We start from the raw sequence: 24,022 nt of genomic DNA, 5'->3' as shown, positions 1-24,022 counted from the left end.
TTGCTTTCACCCGCTTCATCCACGATCCCCACCCATCCGAATCACCCAAGGAGCAATGACGCCATGATCCAGCTGGGCATCTTCACCGCCTATTACCCCTACGACCTGAAGACCACCGCGGAGAAGATCCGCGCGCACGGCTTCAACACCGTGCAGCTCGACCTGCACTTCAAAGACCTCGACCTCTCCGCGGGCCAGATCACGAAGGAGAAGGCCAAGCTGGTCAGCGACACCTTCCGTGACCACGACCTGCCCATCTCGGCCATCTCGGGCTACACCAACATCGTGCATCCCGACCCCGAGCACCGGGCGGCGAACGTGGCGTACCTCAAGGAGATCATCCGCAACGCGCGCGACTTCGGCTCGAAGTACGTCATCTCGGAGTCGGGCACGTTCAACCCCGACAGCGAGTGGGACCACGACCCCCACAACCGCACCGAGGACGCCTACGACCAGGTGCGCACCGTGCTCGCCGAGCTCGCCCAGGAGGCCTACGACCACGGCGCCACCTTCCTGCTCGAGACCTACGTGAACAACGTGATCGGCTCGGTGCGCGAGACCGCGCGGGTGTTCAACGACATCCGCACCCCCGGCCTCGAGCTGCTGATGGACCCGACGAACTACTTCGACGCGACCAACATCGACGACCAGGCCGGTGTGCTCAACGAGGTGTTCGACGTGCTCGGCGACCGGGTGCGGGTGGCCCACGCCAAAGACGTCAAGCGCGCCGGCGACGACAAGAGCGAGAAGCACGCCGACATCGGCGACGACGACGCGCTGGCCTCGCACACCTTCCGCGGCGTGGGCGAGATCGAGCTGCCCGCGGCGGGCCTCGGCTCGCTCGACTACGACCTCTACCTGCAGCGCCTGAGCGAGCAGAACCCGAACGCGCCGCTCATCATCGAGCACCTCGACGAGAGCGACATCCCGCGGGCCAAGCAGTTCGTCGTCGATACGCTCAAGAAGTACACCATCTGACGATGCGGTCATCGGGATCGGATCGAGAGGGAGAGACGTGCACGAGAAGGTAGCCATCATCACCGGCGCGGGCGGCGCGCTCGGGCGGGCGACGGCGCTGCGGTTGGGGGCCGACGGCTTCGCCATCGGCGCCCTGGGCCGCGCGAGCGCCGAGCTCGCCGAGACCGCCGCGCAGCTCGAGGCCGACGGGGTGCCCGTGCGGGTGCTCGAGGTCGACCTGCGCGACGCATCGGCGATCGAGGCGGCGATCACCTCCACCGAGCTGCAGTTCGGCCCGGTGCAGGCGCTCGTCAACAACGCTGCCATCTATCCGAGCACACCCTTTCTCGAGATCCCGCTCGCGGAGTACGACGACGTCGTCACGGTGAACCAGCGCGGCTACTTCGCCGCCGCCCAGGTGGCGGCGCGGGCCATGGTGGCGCGCCGCTCCGGCGCCATCGTGAACGTGGGCTCCATCACCTGGCACGGCGGCTGGTCGAACCTGGCCAGCTACGTCTCCACCAAGGGCGCGGCGGTGGCGCTCACCCGGGCGCTCGCCCGCGAGCTCGGCGAGCACGGCGTGCGGGTGAACGCCGTGTCGCCCGGCGCCTTCCCCACCAAGGCCGAGGAGATCCAGGGCGACGCCGCCGAATACTCCGCGCACGTGGTCGAGCACCAGGCGCTGAAGCGCCGCGGCTCGGATGCCGAGCTCGCCGCGGTGGTCTCGTTCCTGGTGGGCCCCGACTCGTCGTTCGTGACGGGCCAGACCATCAACGTCGACGGCGGCTGGATCATGGAATGAGGAACTCGATGCACATCTTCGGTCAGCAGCTCTCCCGGCGCGAGCTCGCCGAACGTACCGGCGACCTCTCGGCCGTCGCCGGCATCCGCCCCGTGGTGCTCGACGACGGGGTGGAGCGCGGCGTGCGCGCCCTGCAGCTGCGCACGGCCGCCGGCCTCGAGCTCGAGGTGCTGGTCGACCGCGCCTTCGACCTCGGCTCGGCGCGACTGAACGGCGTTCCCTTCGGCTGGCGCTCCGGCAACGGCTTCCGGCACCCCGGCCTGCACGAGCACAGCGACGAGGGCGGCCTCTCCTGGCTCCGTGCCCTCGACGGCCTGCTCGTCACCGGCGGCCTCGACCACACCCTGTTCGGCGGCGAGGTGGATGCGCAGCAGTACGCCTACCCTCCCAAGCAGAGCGTCACGCACGGGCTGCACGGCCGGCTCACCGCCATTCCGGCGAGGCTGCTCGAGGCCCGGGAGGTCGTCGACGAGAGCACCGGCGACTCCGTGCTGCGCGTGGTGGGCGAGGTGGTGCAGGCTACCTCGTTCGGCGAGCACCTGCGGCTCACCCGCACCATCGAGCTCGACTTCACGGGTCGCGAGATCCGGCTGCACGACGTGGTCGACAACCTCGGTTTCGAGCCCACCCCGCACATGTTCCTCTACCACCTCAACGTCGGCTGGCCCTTCGTCGACGAGGGCACCCGGTTCGTGGCGCCCATCGCGTCGACGCTGTGGTCATCCGACTCGGCCGGGGAGCAGCAGGTCTCGTACCGCACGCTGCCCGCCCCGCGGCCCGGCTTCGTGGAGCAGGTGTTCGAGCACGAGCTGGTGGCCGGGCCCGACGGGCGGCACCGGGTGGCGCTGCTGGCCGCCGACGACTCCCGGGGCGTCGAGGTGAGCTGGCGGGCCGAGGGCATGCCGAACTTCTTCGAGTGGCAGAACCTCCGCAGCGGTCAGTACGCCGTGGGGCTCGAGCCCTCCACCCACCACGTCGGGGGCGACGCGGCCGCGCGCGAGGACGGTTCGATGATCTGGCTCGAGCACGGCGACCGCCGCGAGTACTCCACGACGGTGCGCGTGCTCGAGGGTGCCGCCGAGACACGGGCGGCGCACGACGCCATCCGGGCCGTCGCCGGACAGCCGGAGTAAACCCGTGCCCCTCACCGCCGTCTTGCCGAGTACCCTGATGTTAGCGCTGCCAGTCTCTTCCCAGATCGTCAGCATCCGTTCCACGAGGAGCCCACGATGAGCGACACCCGCCCGAGCCCCGCCGCCGCGGCCGACGCCCCCGAGGTGCTCTCGGGCATCCGGGTTCTCGACTGCTCGATCGCCATGGCCGGGCCCTTCGCGGCCCAGCGGCTGGGCGACCTCGGCGCCGACGTCATCAAGGTCGAGCCGCCGCGCGGCGAGTGGCAGCGTCACGCGGCGGCCGGCGGCGCCACCGGCAACCGCATCAACGTGTCGTTCCTGTCGCTCAACCGCAACAAGCGCTCGATCGGGGTCGATCTGAAGGCCGAGGAGGGTCGCGAGATCCTCTACGACCTGGTGAAGACGGCCGATGTCTTCCTGCAGAACTACCGGCCGGGTGTCGCGGCCCGCCTCGGCGTCGACTACGAGACCCTGCGCCGCATCAACCCGGGCATCGTCTACGTGTCGATCTCGGGCTACGGCGAAGACGGTCCCTACCGCAACCGGCCGGGACAGGATCTGCTGCTGCAGGCCATGAGCGGTGCGATGCTCTCGTCGGGCAGTGCGGGGCATCCGCCCGCCCCCGCCGGGCAGTACCTCGTCGACGCGGTCACCGCGTCGACGGCGTTCGAGGGCGTGCTGGCGGCTCTGTTCCACCGGGAGCGCACCGGGCAGGGCCAGTTGGTGTCGGTGAACATGCTCGACGCCATCACCACACTGCAGATGCAGGAGCTCTCGGTGTTCACCGTGGGCGGGGTGGGTCAGCACCGCAGCGAGCAGCCGCACGCGCACGTCTACATCCGGGCGCCGTACGGCACCTTCTCCACCACCGACGGGTACATCGCCCTCGCCATGCCCGACCTGAACACCCTCGGCGAGGTGCTCGAGGAGAGCTGGTTCCTCGGCATGGACACCGAGGTCGACAGCTGGACCCACCGCGACGAGATCTACGCCAAGACCGCCGAGCGTCTGGCCACCCGGTCGACCGCGCACTGGCTCGAAGCGCTCGGCGCGGCCGGCATCTGGGCGGGACCGGTGTACGGCTACCAGGATCTCGTCGACGACGAGCAGATCAGGCACAACGGCACCTTCATCGAGTACGAGCATCCCACCGAGGGGCTAGTGAAGACTCCGGGGTTCCCGTACCGGCTCTCCGAGACGCCGCCGCGAATCGACCGGGGCGCGCCCCTCACGGGCGAGCACACCCGCGAGATCCTCACCGAGCTCGGCGTCGGGTCGGCCCGGGTCGACGCACTGCTCGCCGCGGGCGTGGTGGCGGCCGAGTCGGTTTCGGATGCGGGGGCGGGCCGGCCCGCCCCCGGCGCCCCGGCACCCGTCGTGGAGCCCGCGTGAGCGCCGCGCCCGCCGTGCCCGCCGTGCCCGCCGTGCCCGCCTACCGCGGCATCACGTGGGACCACCCGCGCGGCCGCGACGCCCTGCGTGCGGCGGCGGCGGCGGATGCGGCCATCGACCTGTCCTGGAACGCCCACTCCCTCGAGCACTTCGAGTCGCATCCCATCGACGAGCTCGCCCGCGACTACGACCTGATCGTGCTCGACCACCCGCACCTCGGCGAAGCCCTCGAGCACGGCTCGCTGCGGCCGATGCACGAGGTGGTGGGCGAGGAGCTGCTCGAGCGCTGGGCCGAGGCCTCGGTGGGCCCGTCGTTCGAGTCGTACCGGCTGCGCGGCCGGCAGTGGGCGCTGCCGCTGGACGCGGCGACCCAGGTGGCCGTGCTGCGCCGCGACCTGCTCGACGGCCGGGTGCCAGAGACCTGGGCCGACGTCGAGCGGCTCGCCACCGAGGCCCCGGTGGCGCTGTCGTTGGCCGGGCCGCACGCCTTCCTCAGTTTCGTCTCGATCTGCGTGGCGCTCGGCGAGCCGGTCGCCGACCACCCGCAGCCCTCGGCCGCCGGCCCGTCTCGGCCTCTCGTCTCGGAGATCACGGGCGCGCTCGCTCTCGACATCCTGCGCTCGATCGGCTCGCGGGCCCCGGCCGGCAGCGAGACCTGGAACCCCATCGCCCTGCTCGAGCGCATGACCGGCACCGACGAGATCGCCTACTGCCCGCTGGTGTACGGCTACGTCACCTACTCCTCGCCGGTGCTGCGATTCGCGGATGCGCCGAGCGCGCTGCCCGGCGGGCGTCGCGGTTCGACCATCGGCGGCACGGGCATCGCGGTGAGCCGCCGCGCCGAGATCACGCCGCAGCTCGTGGCGCACATCGTGGGGCTGCTGTCGGAGGGGTCGCAGCGCGGCTTCATCCCCGAGCACGCCGGGCAGCCCTCGGCCCGCTCGGCCTGGACCGACGAGGCCGTCGACCGCGCCTCGGCCGGTTTCTACCGCTCCACGCTCGCCACCGTCGAGTCGTCGTGGGTGCGGCCGCGCTACGCCGGCTACATCGCCTTCCAGTCGGCGGCCTCGGCGCTCGTGCGCGAGGTGGTGGCCGGCGTCCTGCCGGTGGCCGAGGGGCTCGCGCGCCTGGACTCCGCCTTCCACGCGTCGGTTCGATCGAGTCCGGCTGCGACCGACGCCGTCGGCGGCCCGGTCGCGGCGACGTTCGATCGAACCCGCGCCGTCCCCCTCACCGAAGGAGCCACCTCATGACCGAACCGACCGCCGTTCCGCAGCTCGGCACCCCCGAGGTGCTGCTCGAACTCCTCGACCAGGTGGCCGTGGTCACCCTCAACCGGCCCGCCAAGCTCAATTCCGTCACGCAGCAGATGTCGGATGCGCTCGTCGAGATCGCCGACTGGGCCAACCGGAGCGACGACGTGCGCGTAGTGGTGCTCACGGGCGCCGGCGAGCGAGCCTTCTGCGCGGGTTCCGACATCCGCTCGCTCGACGCCTACGCCACCCCGTGGGACTTCAGGAACCGCGACGACTACTGCGACGCCCTGCGCCTGCTGCAGAAGCCCGTCATCGCCGCCGTCAACGGCTACGCCTTCGGCGGCGGGCTCGAGACGGCGCTGACCTGCGACATCCGGCTCGCGTCGACCACGGCCTCGTTCGCGGCGCCCGAGATCAAGCTCGGCTGGATCGGCGGCGGCGGGATGAGCACGTTCCTCGCCCACTCGATCGGCGCCTCGAACGCCGCCCTGATGCTGATGACCGGCGACCCGATCGACGCCGAGCGGGCGCTCGCGTGGGGGCTGGTGTCGGAGCTGGTGGAGCCATCCGCTCTGCTCGACCGGGCCGTGGAGCTCGGGCGCACCATCGCCGCCCGCCCCCCGATCGCGGCCGAGACCGCCAAGGCCAACCTGCGGGCCGCGTACAACCTGCCTCAGGATGCGGCGATCGCCTACGAGCGCGACCTGCAGACCGTGACCTTCGCCACCGAGGATGCCGCGGAGGGGCGCGCCGCCTTCGCCGAGAAGCGGGCGGGCGTCTTCCGTCGCCGCTGAGCCGGAGCCCGCGACCCGCATCCCACCCCCACACCCAGGAGACCTCATGAGCATGACCGACACCACCCCTCTCGCGCCGGCCCCCGGGTGGGCGGGAACGGCCGCGCAGGCGCTGCCCGCCGACGGCTGTGCCGGCACCCTGGTGGGCCGGGTGTGGAACCCGGCCGCCGACGGCCCGTCGCCCGTGCTCGTGCGCGACGACGGCGTGTTCGACCTGAGCGCATCCTTCGCCACGGTGAGCGCCCTGGCCGACCAGGCCGACCCCGCCCGCGCCGCCCGCGACGCCGCGGGCGACCGGCTCGGCTCGTTCGAGGAGGTCTACGCCAACACGCCCCCGGCCACCCGTGACCGCTCGGCGCCGTGGCTGCTCGCCCCCGTCGACCTGCAGGCCGTGAAGGCGGCCGGGGTCACGTTCGCGGTCTCGATGATCGAGCGGGTGATCGAGGAGCGGGTGCGCGGCGACGTCGAGGCGGCCGCCCGCATGCGCGAGAGCATCCTGCAGCAGATCGGAGCCGACCTGAACGAGATCGTGCCCGGCTCGGCAGCCGCGATCGCGCTGAAGGAGTACCTCGTGGGCGAGGGGCTCTGGAGCCAGTACCTCGAGGTGGGCATCGGCCCCGACGCCGAGATCTTCACCAAGGCCCCCACCCTCGCGGCCGTGGGGCCGGCCGGCCAGGTGGGCGTGCTCTCGACCTCGCTCTGGAACAACCCCGAGCCCGAGGTGGTGCTCGTGATCGACTCGGCCGGCCGCATCGTGGGCGCCACCCTCGGCAACGACGTGAACCTGCGCGACGTCGAGGGGAGGTCGGCCCTGCTGCTGCCCAAGGCCAAGGACAACAACGCCTCGTGCGCCCTCGGCCCGCTGGTGCGCCTGTTCGACGACGGTTTCGACCTCGACGCGGTGCGGCGGATGAGCGTGACCCTCGAGATCGACGGTGACGACGGCTTCCACCTCGACGGCCGCTCCGAGATGGCGAGGATCAGTCGCGACCCGCTCGACCTCGTGGCCCAGCTCACCGGACCGCAGCACCGGTACCCGGACGGCGCCGTGCTGATGCTCGGCACCATGTTCGCGCCCATCGTCGACCGCGACGACGCCGACAAGGGATTCACCCACAAACGCGGCGACATCGTGCGGATCTCGGCGGGCGAACTGGGTAGTCTGGTCAACCAGGTCGAGGCGAGCGAGAGGTGCGAACCGTGGGAGTTCGGGATCGGCTCCCTGATGCGCAACCTGGCGGGCCGGAAGCTGCTATGAGCGACGCCGTGGTCGCCGAGCGCCCGGCGGCGACGAGTGACGATGCCGACACCGGCATCATCGCTCCGCTGCCGACGCGGCCGTCACGGCGATCGACGAACAGCGTCACGCTGGAAGACGTGGCCCGGCACGCGCAGGTGTCGCCGCAGACCGTCTCGCGCTCCATCCGCAGCCCGCAGCTCGTGTCGGAGTTCACGCTCGAACGCGTGCGCCAGTCGATCAGCGAGACGGGCTACGTACCCAACCTCGCCGCCTCGAACCTGGCGTCGAACCGAAGCATGACTGTGGCGGCCATCGTGCCGGCCGTGTCGGCCTCGGTGTTCGCCGACGCCCTGCAGGGCCTGGAGGACGTGCTGGCACCGGAGGGCTATCAGCTCTTCATCGGCTCCACCTCGTACCGCCCCGGTCACGAGGAGGAGCTCGTGCGCGCCTTCCTCGGGCGGCGACCCGACGGCATCTTCATCGTGGGCACGGCCCACTCCGCCGACACCGACCACCTGCTGCGGGAGTCGAAGGTACCGGTGGTGGAGGCCTGGGACCTCTCGGACCACCCCATCGACAGCGTGGTCGGGTTCTCGAACAGCGCGGCGATCCGGGCCCTGGTGGAGTTCGCGCGCGAGCGGGGCTACCGCCATCCCACGTTCGCCGGGTCGTTCCAGACCGGAGACTTCCGCGCGCTCGCGCGGCGCGCCAGCTTCGAGTCGGCGGTGGCGTCGATCTTCGAGGGCGAGCCGGTGCGGGTGGTCGACTCGGGAACCGGCACCGTCGACTACGAGACCGGCCGCCGGTTGCTGGTGGAGGCCAGGGCCGCCCATCCGGAGACCGACGTGCTGATGTTCGCCAGCGACGTGTTCGCGGCCGGAGCCGTGCTCGAGTGCGCGCACCAGGGCATCTCGGTGCCGGGGGAGATCGCGGTCACGGGCTTCGGCGACTTCGACATCGGCCGCCACCTCGTGCCCACCCTCACCACCGTCGCCGTGCCCAACCGCCAGATCGGCACCACGGCGGGCGAGGTGCTGCTGGCCCGGATGACCGGCCGAACCCGCGAGACCACCGAGATCGACCTCGGCTTCTCGGTCGTGGCGCGCGAGAGCGCCTGACCCACCACCCCACCCCCGAAGGAGACACCATGCTCACCACCACCGATCCGCGTACCGGTGTTAGCGCTGCCACCGAGTTGAGCGAGACCACCCCCGCCGGCGTGCACGAGATCGCCCTGCGCGCCGAGGGGGCCGCCCACGAACTGCAGTCGCGCGGGCGGGAGTTCCGGGCCCGGCTGCTCGACGCCATGGCGGCCGGGGTGCTGGCCGCCCGCGACGAGCTCGTGGCCACGGCCGACGCCGAGACGGGCCTCGGTGTCGCCCGCCTCACCGGCGAGGCCGGACGCAGCGCCTTTCAGTTCTCGCTCTTCGCCGAGGCCGTGCGCGAGGGCAGCTTCGTCGAGGCCGCGATCGACCGAGCGGGTGACACCCCGCTCGGCGCGGCGCCCGACGTGCGGCGCATGCTCGTGTCGATCGGGCCCGTGGCCGTGTTCGGCTCGAGCAACTTCCCGTTCGCCTTCTCGGTGCTCGGCGGCGACGTGGCATCGGCCATCGCGGCCGGCTCGCCCGTGGTGGTGAAGGCGCACGGCTCCCATCCGCTCACCTCGAAGCTGTCGTTCGAGGTGCTGCAGCGGGCGGCGGATGCGGTGGGTGCGCCCCGGGGCACGTTCGGCATCGTCTACGGCCAGCAGGCCGGCGTGGCACTCGTGCAGGAGCCCTCGATCAAGGCCGCGGGCTTCACCGGATCGCTGGGTGCGGCCGAGGCCCTCCAGCGCGCGATCGACCAGCGGCCGGACCCCATCCCGTTCTTCGGCGAGCTGTCGAGCATCAACCCGCTCGTGGTGTCGCCGGGAGCGGCCGCGGTGCGCGGTGCGGCCATCGCCGACGGGCTGTTCGCGTCGTTCACCGGCTCGGCCGGGCAGCTGTGCACGAAGCCCGGCATCGCCTTCATCCCCTCGGGGCCGGAGGGACAGTCGGTGGTCGACTCGCTGGAGACGCTCACCGCCGCCTCGACGGCGCAGGTGCTGCTGAACGGGCGCATCCGTAGTTCGTTCGAGGAGATCGCGGAGCGACTCGAGTCGGCCGGGGCGAGGCTCGCGGCCTCGGGGTCGGGTTCCGACGACGGGGCCGAGGGTTTCGCCGTCGCTCCACGGCTGCTCGAGACGACCGCGGCGGCTCTCGGCGCCGAGCTGGCGGAGGAGGCTTTCGGGCCGCTCGTGGTGGTGGCCAGGTACGACTCGCTCGACGAGGTGCGCGAGGCCTTCGGCCGCATCCCGCGCTCGCTCACGGCAACCCTGCATGTCGAGGACGACGAGACCGACGTCGTGACCGAGCTCGCGTCGACGCTCGAGGCGAGCTCGGGCCGGGTGGTGTTCAACGGGTACCCCACGGGGGTGCGGGTGGCATGGGCGCAGCAGCACGGCGGGCCGTGGCCCTCGACGAACTCGCAGCACACCTCGGTGGGGGTGACGGCGGTGCGGCGGTTCCTCAGGCCGCTCGCCTGGCAGAACGCGCCGCAGGCGGCGCTGCCGCCCGAGCTCCGCGACGGGCCCGTGGGCATCCCGCGCCGCCTCGACGGCGTGCTCACCCTCCCCTGACCCCCCCCGAAGACCAGATCCGTCACTTTTCGCCCTACCAGCGGGGTTTTGGGGCCGAAAGTGACGGGTCTGGTTCTCAGGGCGAGACTGGTTCTCCGGGCGGGACTGGTTCTCAGGGGTCGGGCAGCTCGACGGTCGTGTACGAGAGGGTCGTGAACACGCGGCTCCCGAGGCTGTACTGGTTGCCGGCCGCATCGTCGGCCGTGGCCTGCACCTCGTCGGAGCGCTGCACGAACACCTGCAGGGCGCTGAAGCCATAGCGTCCGGCCACCGCATCCAGCGCGGCGAGCACGGCCGCGCGCTCGCCGTCGTCGGTCGGCATCGGCTGGTCGTAGGTGGCGATGCCCGACACGGCGATGGCGGTCTCGACGCCGTCACGCTCGCTGCCGCCGAGCACCTGGGTGCTGCCGTCGACGGTCCACTCCCCGCCAGGGACGGCCGAGGCGAGGGCGTCCTGCAGTTCGGCCAGCATGGTGTCCAGGCGCGCGGCGGCCTCCTCCGCTGTGGCGTCGGGGGCGGCGTCGGCGGCGGCCGGCGTGCCCGCACCGGCCTCGGATGCGGGCCCATCCGCGGCGGGGGCTCCGCCTTCTCCGGGTAGCGTCACTGTGTACTCCTTTCCGCATCCGCTCACGAGCACTGCCGTGGCGAGGACGATGGTGGCGATGCCGAGCGTACGGCGGATTCCGGGCCGACCGGTTCGGCTTCTGTCTCGACTCATTCGACGCCCAGCACCTTGCCGATGATCGAGGTGGGGAGGTCGACGCTCAGCCCGAGCGAGCCGCGCAGGATGTCGCCGAGCCCCGAGTTGTCGCCCTCGATGGCGCGGTCGGCGTTGCCGCTCACGACCGCTCCGATGTTGTAGAGCGAGGTGCTCTTGTCGATCAGGTACTCGCTGTGACCCGACGAGGCCAGGTGCGAACCCTCGGCGTCGGAGCTGAGGTTGGTGGCCCCGGTGATGTGGTTCGGATCGGGCCCGAAGTAGCCGAAGTCGGCCACCGCGTCGCCATCGGCCTCGATCACGTAGAGGGTGCCGCTGCCGATCTCGAGGTTGTCGACGTCGCCGGTGGTGACCCCGGGCGACCCGAACACCACGGCGTCGTCGAAGGCATCGGTGAGCCGGAGCGCCGACCCGGTCACGTACGAACCGTAGGAGTGTCCGAGCGCCGTCAGGTGGGCGTCGCCGTTCACGCTGCGGAGCCCCTCGGCGAACTGCGCCAGATCGGGGGCGCCGTTCGCCCCGTAGATCGGGTTGGCCACCTGGCCGATGCCCGGCGCGTCGTAGCCCATCCACACCACCACCGCGGTCGACCCCGCCTCGCCGTCCTGTCGCAGCTGGGCGTCGGATGCCTGCTGCAGCCGGGCAGCGTCGTTGACCGAGTTCGACACCCCGTTCTCCACCTCGGTGCCCGAGTTCATGCCCTGCGTGAACACCGCCACGTTCTCGGCGGTGTCGACGTCGCCCACCGCGAGGGCGGCGTGCACCTGGTCGCCGCTCTGCGTGTCGAGCAGGAGCAGCTGCGTGCCCGGCTTGTCGTCGAGCGCCTTGTCGATGGCGTTCAAGGCGTCGAGGAGGCGGGCGCGCTCGGCGGCGGCGTTGCGGTCGGGCAGTCCGGGCATCGCCTCGACGCGCTCGATCTCCTGCTGCAAAAGGATGCGGTTGGCCTCGTCGCGGGCCGCTCCTGGTACGCCGTCGAGCGCACCCACGAGCTCGGGCTGCTGCTCGATCAGGGCGGCGCGCTGGGCGTCGGTGAGACCGTTCCACCAGGCCGTGACGTCGTCGGGTGAGCCGTTCGCGGGCGGGTCGGGGGTGCCGGCGGCGGGGGCCGCCGGGGTCGTGCTCGCGGTACTGGCGGGAAAGCCGGCACCGGGGCCTCCGGTCGCGCCGGCGTCGTCGGTGCTCGTCGTCTCCTGCGCGTCGGCATTGCCACGGATGACGCGGGCCACCTCGTCGAGAGCCCCGCCGATCGCGTGCAGCCGGGGGCCGTGCTGCGAGCTCCACTCCGCGCGGAACTGCTGCGCATCCGGACCCCGCCAGGGGCTCGACTGCACCTGCGTGGCCACGACGGATGCGGCCGACCGCGCTTCGGAGGCCGCCGTCGCCGCCAGACGCGCGAACTCGCGCAACTGGGCGACATCCGCGCCGTACAGGCCTGCAGTCATGGCGAACCTCCCTCGTCGCATTCACGGTAGCCGTGCGCTCTACGGGTGTCGATGGGTAGCTCTCCCCATTCGCCGAGCCGACCTTTTGCACGCGTGCGAAGACCAGATCCGTCACTTTCCGCCCCACCCGAAGGTTTTTGGGGCCGAAAGTGACGGATCTGGTCTTGCGAGCCTGGGGTCAGGCGCGGGAGGTGCGGCGGCGCAGCACGAGCAGCGTCGTGAGCCCGCCGGCCAGCACGGCGAACCCGATCAGCCCGAGGCCCAGGCCACCCGAACCCGTCGCCGCGAGGGCTCCCGTGCCGTCACCGGCCGGGACGGTTCCGGGCTGGGGCTGCGGCTGCGGGTCGGTTCCCGGTCCGCCACCCGGGCCGGGCGCGGTACCGGGGTCGGGCGGCGTCGGCGTGCTGATCGACACCAGGGTCGACACCCCGGTGTCGCCGTACGACACGCTGCCGAGGAACTTCGCCGGCCCGCCGAGGCCGCTCCAGGCCACGTCGTAGCTCGTGGCCGCACCCGAGACGGTGTCGAGGGATGCCGGCGCCGTGAGCGTGCCCGCGGTGACGCCGCCGAGCACGTAGTCGACGAGGTCGAAGGTCGCCGCCGTGGAGCCCGAGGGCACCGCGTAGATGTCGACGCGCACCCGGTAGGTGCCGGCCTCGGGGTTCTCGATGTCGACCCGTTCGTCGGCCGACCCGGTGGCCGAGACGTACGACGACACGGGGCTCCCGTCAGGGCCCAGCAGGTCGACGTAGAGGTCGAGGTCGGCTGCGTCGTCGAGCGAGTCGAGATCGAACCGCGCGAACGTCGCCCCCTCGGCCACCGTCGTCGTCGTGACCGACTCCGAACCGGTGGGCAGGGTGCCCGAGTGTCCGTCCGCGGCGGTCGGATCCTTCAGCAGGGTGCCCTGCGCGAGGCCCGTCACGGTCAGCGGCAGGGCGCCGTCGACGCCCGAGGTGATCGGCACCGAGACGCTGCCCGAGAAGCCGGTTCCGCTCACCTCGTAGGGAGCGGCGATGGCCACCGGCCGCACGGCCACGGGGCTGCGCACCTCGTCGCCGTCGGTGCTCGTCCAGGTGAGGTAGCCCGTGGCGAACTCGTCGAGCTCGGCGCCGGCCACGTCGAACGACACGGTGTAGGTGGCCGTCTCGCCCGGGCCGTCGAACGACAGCGTCGAGGGTGTCACTGTGGTGTCGACACCGGGGATGTCGAGCGAGGCCGTGTAGTCGCCGGCCGCGGTCGAGGTGACGGTGCGCGTGACGGTCTGAGCCCCGGCCAGCGAACCGATGGCGATCGACGCCTGGTTCAGGTCGGAGGGATCGATCGCGTCGATGCCCGTCGGCTCGCTGAACACGTAGCCCTCACCCTGAAGGAAGGCGATCCAGTCGGGAACCCCGCTGTCGTACACCAGTCCGGGATCGAGCATCCGGGTCGGGTCGACGTGACCGGCACCCTGGGCGAACACGTCGTCCGAGGCCGAGCCGTCCTGCTCCACGGTGTCGTACGCCGAGGTCATCATGGACGACTTGATCGTCGACACCGAGGCGTTCGGGTACTTCGTGAGGTACAGGGCGGCGAGGCCGGCGATGTGCGGCGCCGACATCGAGGTGCCGGATTCGAACTGGAACGTCGCCGGGTCGCCCTGGGCGTTCGCGCCGTCGGCGAGGATCGAGACGCCGGGCGCCGAGATGTCGGGCTTCAGCACGTCGGCTCCGTCGGCCTCGGCCGGGCCGCGCGAGGAGAAGCCGGCCACCTGGGGCACCGGTCGCTCCTCACCCGTGGTGTTGCCCTGCACGAGCGTGGCCGTGGCGCCGGGGGTCGCCGCGTAGGCGTAGATGGCGTCGTAGGCGTCGGAGTCGATCTGGATCGACGGCACCGAGTGGTCGTCGGCGTGGTCGGCGTTCGGGAACGGGTTCACCAGCAGCATGCCGACGCCTCCGGCCCTGGCCACCTCGGCCGACTTCGACACGCGGGCGGTGACACCGGCCTCGCACACCACGATCTTGCCGGCCGTGAGGGCCGGGGAGAGGCTGTCGGCCTCGCAGATCTTCGCGTCTCCGGTGGCTCCGGCCAGGTCGGCGCTCAGCGCGATCGGCGCGGTCACCGGGTCGTGTACGGTGATCGACGAGCCGGTGAAGGCCTGACCGTCGCCCAGCTGGGCGGTGGCCGTGTAGGTGGGGATGGAGGAGGCGGCCACCGTGGTGTACCAGGGGGAGGCGTGGTCGAGCGTGCTGGCGTCCGGGCCGGAGTTGCCGGCCGAGGCCGAGACGAACACGCCGGCTGCGGCTGCGCCGAAGAAGGCCTGGTCTTCGAGGGCGAAGGTGGAGGTGGCCGAGCCGCCGCCGATCGAGAAGTTGATCACGTCGACACCGTCGGCCACGGCCTGGTCGATCGCGGCGAGGATCGACTCGGTGTAGCAGCCGTCGTCCACGTCTGCGCCGTTGCCGTTCCAGCACACCTTGTACTCGGCCACCTTCGCGGCCGGGGCGACGCCCGAGATGCTGCCGAAGTCGTAGTCGCCGATGGTCGCGTCGACGTCGGCGTTGCCCGCCGCGGTCGAGGTGGTGTGCGATCCGTGCCCGTCGCCGTCTCGGGGCGAGAGGTACTCCGGCCGGTCGGCCGAGCCCACCTTGCCGTAGAGGTCGGTGGGCAAGAACCAGCTGGCACCGATCAGCTTCGTGTTGCACTCGTCGCCGGTCCACTGCTGGTCGGCGTCGTAGCCGGCCTGGCAGGTACCGGAGTACTGCTGCCCGTCGGACTTCTCGAACACGATGTCGTCGCCCGAGCGGTACGGCTCGGCTCCCGCGGTGGTGCCGAGCGCGTCACCCGCGAACGACGGGTTCTCGGGCGCGATGCCGCTGTCGAGGTCGCCCACGACGATCCCGGCGCCGGCCTCGTCGGCTCCGCCGAGCTCCGACCACAGGCCGTCACCACCGGTCAACCCGAGGAAGTCGATCGACGACTCCTGGCCGGTGTCGGGAAAAGGGGTGAGTGCCGCCGGCGCCGGTGCGGTCACGGCCGGGGCGGCGGCCGCGCTGTCGAGGTGCCGCACCTCCGACTTGGTGACCGTGGCCACGTCGCGGTTCTGCGCGAGCTCGGCCGCCTGCTCGCCCGAGAGCCGGGCCGAGAAGCCGTTGAGCGTGAGGGTGTAGCTGTAGTCGACGGATGCGCCGACCGACGCAGCCACCGCATCCTGACGGTTCTCGAGGTGCGCGGCGTAGAGCTGCACCTCGGAGGCCCCGGCCTCGAGCTGGCGGCCCTCCTCCGGAGCCGTCGGGGCGAACCGCTGGTCGCCGCCGGAGTAGGTGGCCGCCGGGTCGCCCTTCAGGGTGACGATGTAGGTGCCGTCGCTGTACGACACGGGTGACGACGGCCCGGCGGGCGGCTTGACGGCCGACCCGGCCGGAGCCGCCGAGGCGGGGGAGAAGGCGAAGGCACCGGCGGCCACCACCCCGGCCACGGCGACGACCGCCGCCATCCGTCGGCCTACTCGGCCTCCGGACCCCTCAGAACGATACGAACGGAACGACGGTGTCGCGGAGGCTCGGCGCACGCAGGACTGCTTTCTCGAAGGAACGTCCGGCGTAGAAGCGACGGACGTGTGAATGTCCGTTGATCATGCCGAGAATTTCCCCCGAATATAAGGCTGCCATTTTCGTTCACATTCGAGTACTGTTCTGCCCCCTTTCGGGGGTGACGGGGTGACCCCCGAAAGATGCGGCCCGGGTCAGGCCTTCACGTCTCCGCGCCACGCGCCGTCGGCCGAACCCTGCGACTCGATGAACTCCTTGAACTTCTCGAGGTCCTTCTTCACCGCGTGCGTCGGAACGCCGACGGCCGAACCCAGCTTCTCGAGAATGCCCTCGGGCTCCCAGTCGATCTGCACGGCCACGCGCGAGGTCGTGTCGCTGAGCTTGTGGAAGGTGACCACGCCGGCGTGGTCGACGTCGCCGTTCGTGCTCGTCCAGGCGACGCGCTCATCGGGGTGCTGCTCGGAGATGACGGTGTCGAACTCGCGGTGCTGGCCGGCGATGTTCACCGTCCAGTGGGTGTGGGTGTCGTCACGCTGCTCGATCGACTCGATGAAGTCGAGGAACTTCGGGAACGACTCGAACTGCGTCCACTGGTTGTACGCGGTGCGCACGGGAACGTCGACGTCGACGGTTTCGATGATCTGAGCCATGGGAGATCTCCTTCGTGGTGGGACTCCTCTCAGCAAACGACGGTGCCACCGCGCTGCCAAGGCGTGCACACCGCGCACTCAGCTACGAGCCACGAGCCACGAGCCACGAGCCACGAGCCACGGGCTGCGGACTACGAGTCACGCTCGGCGATCTCGTCGGCCACCAGCGTCTCCGGCAGGTAGTGCCCGGTGCGGTACGCGGCCCGGCCCACCATGTGCGCCGACACCGGGGCCGTCAGGCTCTGGAAGAACACGATGGCCACCGCCAGGGTGATCGTGACCGCGGAGGGGTTGGACACCGCCACGTCGGCCACGATCGCGATCACACCGAGGATCTGCGGCTTCGTCGCCGCGTGCAGCCGCGAGAGCACGTCGGGGAAGCGCAGCAGCCCGACGCCCGCCGCGAAGCACATCAGCGCGGCGAGCAGCACCAGCACCGCGGTCACCACCTCGCGGAGGCCCAATCCGTCGAAGCCCCACTCCAGTGCGCTCATGTGTCGTCCCTCGTCGAGAGGAACCGCGCCACCGACACGGAGCCCACGATGCCGAACAGGGCGAGCCCGAGCAGCACCGGCATGGTGTCGGTGTGGCGGTTGATGGCCATCTCGGCCCCGATCGCGCAGATGGCGGTGGCCACGAGCACGTCGGAGGCGATGATGCGGTCCAGCGCCGACGGTCCGCGGATGATGCGCACGATGGCCCCGATGGCCCCCGCACCCATCAGCAGTCCGGCCACGATCACGACGACGATCACGATCTGCCCCCTTCGGTCGGCGTGTGGCCCCCGTCGGAGCCGTTGCCCCCGGCCGCCCCGCTCCGGTCGGAGGAGAGCCGCTTGAGGTCGTCGGGCGACCCGGCCGCGAGGATGAGCCGCCGCTCGGTGGCGAGCACCGTGCGCTTGAGGGCCGGGATGTCGGCGGTCGAGCCCACGTTGAACGCGTGCAGCGACAGCGTGGCCGACTCGCGGTCGATGTCGAGCACGATCGAGCCGGGCACGAGCGACACCGCCTCGGCCGTGAACGTCATGATCAGGTCGGAGCGGGTGCGCAGCGGCACGGTGATCACGGCGTTCGAGGCCTTGTACCCCGGGGCGAGGGCGATCCAGGCGATCTGCAGCGACGCGAGCACGATGTCACCGCCGAGCCGGAGGATGAACACGAGCGCGTACCACGGGTTGATGCGGCCGCTCAGGCGCACGGCCGGCAGGTAGAACGTGCCGGACACCAGCAGCGCCAGCAGCACGCCCGACACCAGGGCGAGCCACGTGAACTGGCCCCAGATGAGCATCCAGATGAGAACGAGACCGAGGAAGGGCACGAGCCCGCTCACGACACGGGCGATCATCCGCCACCCCCCGGCTGGTCGACGGTGGAGGGGATGACCGAGCCGCCGGGGAAGACCGACTCGATGTAGAGCTCGGGGGTCGACACGTTGCCGGCGGCCCGCTGTGCGAGGTCGAACAAGGGCCCGGCGAACACGGTGAGGCCGAGGGTGAGCGCCATCAGTCCGGTGGCCGCGCCGATCATCAGCGGCGAGGTGCGCGTGCCGGTGTCGGTTCCCGCCTTCGTGCCGGTCATGGTGCCCACCGAGCCGGTGGGGCCCTCCTGCAGCGACTCGATCAGGGGTGACTCGTAGCCCTCCACGTCGGCCTTGGGGCGCCAGAACGCCATGTTCCACACCCTCATCAGCGCGTAGAGCGTCAACAGCGAGGTGACGATGCCGGCGCCGATCATCACGTACACCAGCGGGCTCGGGCTCGCGGCCCCGGCCTCGAACAGTCCCACTTTGCCGAGGAATCCCGAGAACGGTGGGATGCCGCCCAGATTGAGCGCCCCGATGAAGAACAGCGCGGCCACGAACGGCGCCTTCTTCAGCAGCCCGCCGAGCTTCGTGATGCTGGTCGAGCCGCCCCTGCGCTCGATCAGCCCCACCACGAGGAACAGGGCGGTCTGCACCAGGATGTGGTGCACGATGTAGTAGATGGTGGCGCCGGAGGCGAGCTCGGTGCCGATGGCCACCCCGAAGATCATGTAGCCGATGTGGCTCACCAGGGTGAACGACAGCAGTCGCTTCACGTCGGCCTGGGCGAGCGCCCCCAGGATGCCGACGATCATCGTCAACCCGCCCACGATCAGCAGCGGAACCTGCAGCGGCACGTCGAAGAAGAGCAGCTTGTCGGTGCGGATGATGGCGTACACGCCCACCTTCGTGAGCAGGCCGGCGAATACCGCCGTCACCGGCGCGGGGGCGGTGGGGTACGAGTCCGGCAGCCAGAACGACAGCGGGAACACGGCCGCCTTCACCGCGAAGCCGATCAGCAGCGCCGCGCACAGGATCACCTGCACGTCCAGCGGCAGTTCCCGGATGCGGTCGCTCAGGAGCGCCATGGTCACGGTGCCCGTCGCCCCGTAGATGAGGGCGATGGCCCCCAGGAACAGCAGCGACGACACCAGGCTCACCACGATGTAGGTCACACCGGCCCGGATGCGCGAGCCGGTTCCGCCGAGCGTCAGCAGCACGTAGCTGGCCGCGAGCAGCATCTCGAAGCCCACGTACATGTTGAACAGGTCGCCCGCGATGAACGCGTCGAACAGCCCCGCGGCCAGGATGAGGTAGGTGGGGTGGAAGATCGACACCGGGGTGTCGCGGTCGCGGTCGGCGATGCCCTGGCCCACCGCGAACACGAGCACGCCGAGCAGCACCAGGGCCGAGACCACCACCATGATGGCCGACAGCCGGTCGACCACCAGCACGATGCCGAACGGCGGCTGCCAGCCGCCCACCTGCACCACCACGGCGGTGCCGGAGCTGTCGACGGCGGCGAGCAGCACGGCCGCCGCGACGGTGACGGCGGTGAGCGCCAGCACGCTGATGGCGATCTGCAGGCGCGGGTAGCGGCCGAGGATCAGCGTGACGGCGGCTCCGACGAGCGGGATGATCACCAGGAGCGGTACGAGGGTGCTCATCGCATCACATCCCTGTCCCGTTCGCTGGGCTCGTCGCCCGTGCCGTGGTCGCTGTTCCGGTCGTCGTGGTCGCCGCTGCCGCTGCCGTCGCTGCCGTCGCCGCCGCGATCGTCGTCGGGGTCGCCCGTGTCGGCACCCTCGTCCAGGATCGACCGCACCGCGTCGTCGTCGCTCTCCAGCGACGCGTGGTACACCCCGGCCTCGTCGATCTCCATCGCCTCGTCCTCCTCCTCGGAGGCCGCCACGTCGTCGCCCTCGTCGCCGAGGTTCGACAGCCACCACGAGCGGTAGATCAGGGCCAGGATGAACGCCGTCACGCCGAAGTTGATCACGATGGCCGTGAGCATCAGCACCTGGGGCACGGGGTCGACGGTGTCGGCGTTGTTGCCGTCGACGATGGGCGAGTCGCCCGCCCGCCCCGACATGATGAAGATGAGCAGGTTGGTGGCGTTGCCCACCAGCAGGAAGCCGATCAGGATGCGCGTGAGGCTCTTCTCGAGCATCACGTACACGCCGGCGCCGTACATCACGGCCATCAGCACCACGAGGGTGATCGACGCGCTCATCGGGCCTCCTCCGCCGTCACGGAGTGCTCGTCGGAGCGGTCGGTGCCGCCCTCGGCCTCGGCCTGCTGACGGTCGACCTCGCCGCCGAGGGCGCGCAGCACGTCGAGCACCAGCCCGATCACCACGAGGTACACGCCGATGTCGAAGATCGAGCTGGTGCCGAACGAGAGATGCCCGAGCAGCGGCAGGTCGGCCTCGAAGTAGGCCGAGGTGAGCACGTCGGTGCCGAGGAAGAGGCTCCCCACCGCGGTGCCCGTGGCCAGCAGCATGCCGGCGCCCAGGAGCGCCCCCGGCCCGATCGGCAGGGTCTCGCCGATCTCGTAGCGACCACCCGCGAGGTAGCGGGCGATCAGCGCGAGGCCCGCCACGAGACCGCCGGCGAAGCCGCCGCCCGGTGCGTTGTGGCCGGCGAAGAGCAGATACACCGACACCACGATGGCGGGGTGGAAGATCAGGCGCACCAGCACCTCGAGGATGAGCGACCGGTTCTCGGGGGCGAGAGTGCGCCCGCCGAGCAGCCACGAGTGCTGCCGGTCATCCGGAGCCGACGCCGAGGTGTGCGGGTCTTCGACGAGCCGGATGCGACGCCGCCCCTGCCGCTGCCCCCGCGATTCGCGAAGGCGCGGCATCGTCACGTTGCGGCCCGTGACGAACAGCAGGCTCGCGACTCCGGTGGCCACGACGATCAGCACGGAGAGCTCGTTCATGGTGTCCCAGGCGCGGATGTCGACGAGCATCACGTTCACGATGTTCTTGCCGTGGCCCTCCTCCACCGAGAGTCGGGCGAGCTCGTCGGTGAGGGTGCCGGCCTGGCGGGCGCCGAGCGCCACCAGGCCGGCCACGCCCATAGTGGCTCCCACGAGGGCGCCGATCAGCAGTCGGCGACCGCGCTTCATCGGGGTGTTGTGCTGGGCGATGCGCGGCGGCAGCCGGCGCAGCACCAGCACGAACACCACGATCGTGACCGTCTCGACGAGCGCCTGGGTGAGCGCCAGGTCGGGGGCGCCGTGGAAGGCGAACAGCACCACGAGGCCGAAGCCGGTGGCGCCCACGAGCAGCACCGCGGCCAGACGGTGGGTGGCCCGGGCCGCCATCACCGCGGCGGCGGCCATGGCGGCGGCCACGAACACCTGCGCGGGGTAGTCGAACAGCACGAACTCGCCTGGCCAGGTGCGGTTGAAGGCGGTGGTGGCGCCCAGGCACAGCACGAACACCAGCAGGATGGTGCTGAGGTACTGCGGCAGGCCGCCCTTCTGGGCGAACAGGGTGATGCGGGCGGCGGCCGCGTCGACCCCGCGCACGATGGCCCAGTAGGTGCGCGAGGCGTCGACCATCGGCGGCACCTTCTTCTGCAGCCGCGAGAAGCTCGTGCGGGCCGCGAACAGGGCGAGGCCCGCCGCGATCACCAGGGCCGAGATGCCCAGCGCCGGCTCGAACCCGTGCCAGAGCGCGAGGTGGTAGTCGCCACCGCCCGGCACCTCGTCGGCGTAGCCCTCCAGGGCGTGACCGAGGGGGGCCGAGAGGATGCCGCCGGCGATGGTGGCGAGGGTGAGCACCACGGGGGCGATGAGGATGAGGCGGTCGGGGGCGTGCTCGCCGGCCTCGGGGGCGGGATGCGCATCCGCTGCTCTGCCGCTGACGGCACCCGACGCGCCGGGTTCGCGGGTGACGGCGGCGGGTTCGCGTTTGGTGGCGAAGGCGCCCCACACGAAGCGGGCGCTGTAGGCCACCGTGAGCACCGAACCGACGGTCACGCCCACCAGCGCCACCCAGCCCCAGGGCTCACCGTGCTCGACGGCCTCGAGGAAGGAGGTGAGCACCGCCTCCTTCGACACGAAGCCGAGCAGGGGCGGGATGCCGGCCATCGACGCCGCGGCGACGACGGCGGTGGCCGCGAGCACCGGGCGACGACGCCCGAGGCCCGAGATGTGCCGCAGGTCGCGGGTGCCCTCGTCGTGGTCGACGATGCCCACCACGAGGAACAGGGTCGACTTGAACAGGGCGTGCGCGAGCAGCAGGGCGGCTCCGGCCAGGGCCGCGTCGCGGCTGCCGAAGCCCACCACCACGGTGAGGAAGCCGAGCTGGCTCACGGTGCCGTAGGCGAGCAGGAGCTTGAGGTCGTTCTGACGCAGGGAACGCCAGGCGCCGAGCACCATGGTCCAGACGCCCACCACCACGAGCACCTCGGTCCAGCCCGGGGTGTCGGCGTAGCCCGGGGCGAAGCGGGCGATGAGGTAGATGCCGGCCTTCACCATGGCGGCCGCGTGCAGGTAGGCGCTCACCGGGGTGGGGGCGGCCATGGCCGCGGGCAGCCAGAAGTGGAACGGCACCAGCGCCGACTTCGACAGGGCGCCGGCCAGGACGAGCATGATCGAGGTGGTGACCAGCGCACCCCCGGCCGGCGGGTCGGCCACGATGCCGGCGATCGACGTGGTGCCGGCGGCGGTGCTCAGCAGGATGACGCCCACGAGCATGGCGAGGCCGCCGAACGTGGTGACGAGCAGGGCCTGGAGCGCCGCGCCGCGGCTCTCCTTGCGCTCGGTGTAGTGGCCGATCAGGAGGTACGAGAGCACACTCGTGATCTCCCAGAACATGAACATGATGTAGATGTCGTCGGCGGTGACGAGACCGTACATGGTGCCGGCGAACGCCAGCAGCAGGGCCGCGAAGCGCCCGAGCTGCGGCTCGTCGGGCGAGAAGTAGCGCGCGCAGTAGACCAGCACGAGGGCGCCGACTCCCGTCACCACCAGGGCGAGAAGCCAGCCGAGGGTGTCGACCCGGAAGCTCAGGGCGATGCCGAGCTGCGGAATCCACTCCACGCTCTGGGTGACCGTGCCGCCACCCAGCACCGTCTCGCTCTGGGTGAGCGTGTACACGAAGGCCGCCGCCGGGAGGGCCGCCACGAGGTAGAAGACGCGGGTGGAGAGGGCCCTGGTGAGAATCGGAGTGAGCGCTGCAAGCCCTGCGAACATCAGCAGGACCACTATCACGCGGACTCCTCGGGTCGGGGAGAGGGCAGGGTTCAAGTGTACCCGGCCACCGGGTGCCTCGGCCCGGGTGCCTCGGCCCAGGGGCCTGGCCGGCCGCGGGGTCGGGTCAGCCTCGGGCGGGGCTGCCGGAGACCGTGACGGTGGTCTGCACCCCGGGCTCGGTCGCCGCGATGCGCTCGGCGGCGGCGCGCGCGGTGTCGTCGGGCACCTCGAGGTCGAGCAGCAGCGTGGCGGGGTGCCCCTCCGCCGACGACACCACCCAGGCCCACGCCGACACGAGAGGCACGTCGGCGGCGACGCGCTGCCAGAGCGCCACACTCGCCTCACTGCCGGCGGCGGGTTGTGCCGACACCCGGAAGTCGCCGTCCGCGCTCACCGCGTCGAACTCGAGGTTCTGCTGCACGCCGCCCGCGTCCTCGGCCAGGGCGAGCAGCTCGACGACAGCCCGCTGCAACGATGCGGGATCGGTGTCGGCGATCCGCACGCAGTAGAACGCGCCGCAGTCTCCGTCGCCGCGCGCACTCAGCTCCAGCCATCGCGGGTCGTCGCGCAGCCGGGTGAACACCTCGAAGGCGGCTCGGTCGCCGTTGGAGAAGCTGCGGCCCTCACCGACGTGCCAGATCAGCCGGGGCCGGGGCCAGCCGGCCTCCTGGGCCCGACGCTCGGAGGCCGCGGCGAGGTCGCGCAGGTCGTCGTCCGACACGGCGGGGTCGACCGCGATCTCGAACTCGACGCCGGGAGACGACATCGTCTCGGTCGTCGCCGAGGCCCGGGCGGAGACGACCTGATCCTGGCTCCCGATCCAGGTCGCCACCCGGTCGGCGTCCTGCTGCCCCGGCCGCGCGCATCCGCTCAGGGCCGCCGCCACGAGCACCCCCGCCACCGCGGCCCCCAGGATGCGGCGCAGCACCATCGGGTCCATCCCCCGAC

Annotated in this window: 20 protein-coding genes; 9 read left to right on the top strand and 11 right to left on the bottom strand. The window is 71.4% G+C overall.

Going from position 1 to position 24,022, the window contains the following annotated elements:
* The first annotated feature begins 63 nt into the window (after positions 1-63).
* The 9 genes from ACEXOR_RS08440 to ACEXOR_RS08400 all read left to right on the top strand — a co-directional run bounded on the left by ACEXOR_RS08440 (position 64) and on the right by ACEXOR_RS08400 (position 10,230).
* Positions 64-978 (top strand): sugar phosphate isomerase/epimerase family protein, encoded by a 915-nt coding sequence (locus ACEXOR_RS08440; RefSeq protein WP_374849111.1) that lies wholly within the window; start codon positions 64-66, stop codon positions 976-978.
* Between the two features lie 37 nt (positions 979-1,015).
* Complete coding sequence (locus ACEXOR_RS08435) at positions 1,016-1,759, top strand: SDR family NAD(P)-dependent oxidoreductase (RefSeq protein ID WP_374849110.1); 744 nt, start codon at positions 1,016-1,018, stop codon at positions 1,757-1,759.
* Positions 1,756-2,892, top strand: a complete 1,137-nt coding sequence (locus tag ACEXOR_RS08430) for an aldose 1-epimerase family protein (RefSeq protein WP_374849109.1) — start codon at positions 1,756-1,758, stop codon at positions 2,890-2,892. The genes ACEXOR_RS08435 and ACEXOR_RS08430 overlap by 4 nt, the downstream gene beginning before the upstream one ends.
* A 96-nt stretch (positions 2,893-2,988) precedes the next feature.
* On the top strand, positions 2,989-4,284 hold the full coding sequence (locus tag ACEXOR_RS08425; protein WP_374849107.1) for a CaiB/BaiF CoA transferase family protein: 1,296 nt from the start codon (positions 2,989-2,991) through the stop codon (positions 4,282-4,284).
* Positions 4,281-5,537, top strand: a complete 1,257-nt coding sequence (locus tag ACEXOR_RS08420) for a type 2 periplasmic-binding domain-containing protein (RefSeq protein ID WP_374849106.1) — start codon at positions 4,281-4,283, stop codon at positions 5,535-5,537. The genes ACEXOR_RS08425 and ACEXOR_RS08420 overlap by 4 nt, the downstream gene beginning before the upstream one ends.
* The gene (locus ACEXOR_RS08415) at positions 5,534-6,334 is read left to right on the top strand and encodes an enoyl-CoA hydratase/isomerase family protein (protein WP_374849105.1); all 801 of its coding nucleotides are present in this window, start codon (positions 5,534-5,536) and stop codon (positions 6,332-6,334) included. Before ACEXOR_RS08420 ends, ACEXOR_RS08415 begins: the two co-directional genes overlap by 4 nt.
* A 46-nt stretch (positions 6,335-6,380) precedes the next feature.
* Complete coding sequence (locus tag ACEXOR_RS08410) at positions 6,381-7,592, top strand: fumarylacetoacetate hydrolase family protein (RefSeq protein WP_374849104.1); 1,212 nt, start codon at positions 6,381-6,383, stop codon at positions 7,590-7,592.
* Positions 7,589-8,692: a LacI family DNA-binding transcriptional regulator gene (locus tag ACEXOR_RS08405; protein WP_374849103.1), complete on the top strand. Its 1,104-nt coding sequence runs from the start codon at positions 7,589-7,591 to the stop codon at positions 8,690-8,692. The genes ACEXOR_RS08410 and ACEXOR_RS08405 overlap by 4 nt, the downstream gene beginning before the upstream one ends.
* Positions 8,693-8,721: 29 nt before the next feature.
* Positions 8,722-10,230 carry an aldehyde dehydrogenase family protein gene (locus ACEXOR_RS08400; RefSeq protein WP_374849102.1) on the top strand — a complete coding sequence of 503 codons (1,509 nt, stop codon included), beginning with the start codon at positions 8,722-8,724 and terminating at the stop codon, positions 10,228-10,230.
* Positions 10,231-10,342: 112 nt separating this feature from the next.
* On the opposite strand, the gene ACEXOR_RS08395 is transcribed toward ACEXOR_RS08400, so the two are convergent.
* From ACEXOR_RS08395 to ACEXOR_RS08345, 11 genes are all read right to left on the bottom strand, one after another.
* A complete protein-coding gene (locus ACEXOR_RS08395) occupies positions 10,343-10,834 on the bottom strand; it encodes an LppA family lipoprotein (protein WP_374849101.1) in 492 nt (163 codons plus the stop codon).
* Between the two features lie 110 nt (positions 10,835-10,944).
* Positions 10,945-12,390 (bottom strand): alpha/beta hydrolase, encoded by a 1,446-nt coding sequence (locus ACEXOR_RS08390; RefSeq protein WP_374849100.1) that lies wholly within the window; start codon positions 12,388-12,390, stop codon positions 10,945-10,947.
* 178 nt (positions 12,391-12,568) lie between these two features.
* On the bottom strand, positions 12,569-15,865 hold the full coding sequence (locus ACEXOR_RS08385) for a S8 family serine peptidase (protein ID WP_374849099.1): 3,297 nt from the start codon (positions 15,863-15,865) through the stop codon (positions 12,569-12,571).
* A 249-nt stretch (positions 15,866-16,114) separates the two neighbouring features.
* Complete coding sequence (locus ACEXOR_RS08380) at positions 16,115-16,570, bottom strand: SRPBCC family protein (RefSeq protein WP_374849098.1); 456 nt, start codon at positions 16,568-16,570, stop codon at positions 16,115-16,117.
* A 131-nt stretch (positions 16,571-16,701) separates the two neighbouring features.
* Positions 16,702-17,064, bottom strand: coding sequence for a monovalent cation/H(+) antiporter subunit G (mnhG, locus tag ACEXOR_RS08375; RefSeq protein ID WP_374849097.1), 363 nt, complete (start codon positions 17,062-17,064; stop codon positions 16,702-16,704).
* A complete protein-coding gene (locus ACEXOR_RS08370) occupies positions 17,061-17,324 on the bottom strand; it encodes an MrpF/PhaF family protein (protein ID WP_374849096.1) in 264 nt (87 codons plus the stop codon). The genes mnhG and ACEXOR_RS08370 overlap by 4 nt, the downstream gene beginning before the upstream one ends.
* Positions 17,321-17,914: a Na+/H+ antiporter subunit E gene (locus ACEXOR_RS08365; protein WP_374849095.1), complete on the bottom strand. Its 594-nt coding sequence runs from the start codon at positions 17,912-17,914 to the stop codon at positions 17,321-17,323. Before ACEXOR_RS08365 ends, ACEXOR_RS08370 begins: the two co-directional genes overlap by 4 nt.
* Positions 17,911-19,536, bottom strand: a complete 1,626-nt coding sequence (locus ACEXOR_RS08360; protein ID WP_374849094.1) for a Na+/H+ antiporter subunit D — start codon at positions 19,534-19,536, stop codon at positions 17,911-17,913. The genes ACEXOR_RS08365 and ACEXOR_RS08360 overlap by 4 nt, the downstream gene beginning before the upstream one ends.
* Positions 19,533-20,102 (bottom strand): NADH-quinone oxidoreductase subunit K, encoded by a 570-nt coding sequence (locus tag ACEXOR_RS08355; RefSeq protein ID WP_374849093.1) that lies wholly within the window; start codon positions 20,100-20,102, stop codon positions 19,533-19,535. The genes ACEXOR_RS08360 and ACEXOR_RS08355 overlap by 4 nt, the downstream gene beginning before the upstream one ends.
* Positions 20,099-23,092, bottom strand: a complete 2,994-nt coding sequence (locus tag ACEXOR_RS08350) for a Na+/H+ antiporter subunit A (protein WP_374849092.1) — start codon at positions 23,090-23,092, stop codon at positions 20,099-20,101. Before ACEXOR_RS08350 ends, ACEXOR_RS08355 begins: the two co-directional genes overlap by 4 nt.
* Before the next feature lie 106 nt (positions 23,093-23,198).
* Entirely contained in the window at positions 23,199-24,014 is an 816-nt protein-coding gene (locus ACEXOR_RS08345; protein ID WP_374849090.1) for a hypothetical protein, read from the bottom strand.
* Between the last annotated feature and the right edge of the window lie 8 nt (positions 24,015-24,022).

The sequence above is a fragment of the Herbiconiux liangxiaofengii genome, from assembly GCF_041927335.1.
GTDB lineage: Bacteria > Actinomycetota > Actinomycetes > Actinomycetales > Microbacteriaceae > Herbiconiux > Herbiconiux liangxiaofengii.
The sequence above is the reverse complement of the archived record's forward strand: the minus strand, read 5'-3'. Positions and strand labels throughout refer to the sequence as shown.

Bases quoted from the DNA above. Each gene is read 5' to 3' on its own strand.
- ACEXOR_RS08440 (WP_374849111.1), top strand. From the start codon at position 64: ATGATCCAGCTGGGCATCTTCACCGCCTATTACCCCTACGACCTGAAG.
- ACEXOR_RS08430 (WP_374849109.1), top strand. From the start codon at position 1,756: ATGAGGAACTCGATGCACATCTTCGGTCAGCAGCTCTCCCGGCGCGAG.
- ACEXOR_RS08425 (WP_374849107.1), top strand. From the start codon at position 2,989: ATGAGCGACACCCGCCCGAGCCCCGCCGCCGCGGCCGACGCCCCCGAG.
- ACEXOR_RS08415 (WP_374849105.1), top strand. From the start codon at position 5,534: ATGACCGAACCGACCGCCGTTCCGCAGCTCGGCACCCCCGAGGTGCTG.
- ACEXOR_RS08410 (WP_374849104.1), top strand. From the start codon at position 6,381: ATGAGCATGACCGACACCACCCCTCTCGCGCCGGCCCCCGGGTGGGCG.
- ACEXOR_RS08405 (WP_374849103.1), top strand. From the start codon at position 7,589: ATGAGCGACGCCGTGGTCGCCGAGCGCCCGGCGGCGACGAGTGACGAT.
- ACEXOR_RS08400 (WP_374849102.1), top strand. From the start codon at position 8,722: ATGCTCACCACCACCGATCCGCGTACCGGTGTTAGCGCTGCCACCGAG.
- ACEXOR_RS08390 (WP_374849100.1), bottom strand. From the start codon at position 12,390: ATGACTGCAGGCCTGTACGGCGCGGATGTCGCCCAGTTGCGCGAGTTC.
- ACEXOR_RS08385 (WP_374849099.1), bottom strand. From the start codon at position 15,865: ATGGCGGCGGTCGTCGCCGTGGCCGGGGTGGTGGCCGCCGGTGCCTTC.
- ACEXOR_RS08380 (WP_374849098.1), bottom strand. From the start codon at position 16,570: ATGGCTCAGATCATCGAAACCGTCGACGTCGACGTTCCCGTGCGCACC.
- mnhG (WP_374849097.1), bottom strand. From the start codon at position 17,064: ATGAGCGCACTGGAGTGGGGCTTCGACGGATTGGGCCTCCGCGAGGTG.
- ACEXOR_RS08365 (WP_374849095.1), bottom strand. From the start codon at position 17,914: ATGATCGCCCGTGTCGTGAGCGGGCTCGTGCCCTTCCTCGGTCTCGTT.
- ACEXOR_RS08360 (WP_374849094.1), bottom strand. From the start codon at position 19,536: ATGAGCACCCTCGTACCGCTCCTGGTGATCATCCCGCTCGTCGGAGCC.
- ACEXOR_RS08355 (WP_374849093.1), bottom strand. From the start codon at position 20,102: ATGAGCGCGTCGATCACCCTCGTGGTGCTGATGGCCGTGATGTACGGC.
- ACEXOR_RS08345 (WP_374849090.1), bottom strand. From the start codon at position 24,014: ATGGACCCGATGGTGCTGCGCCGCATCCTGGGGGCCGCGGTGGCGGGG.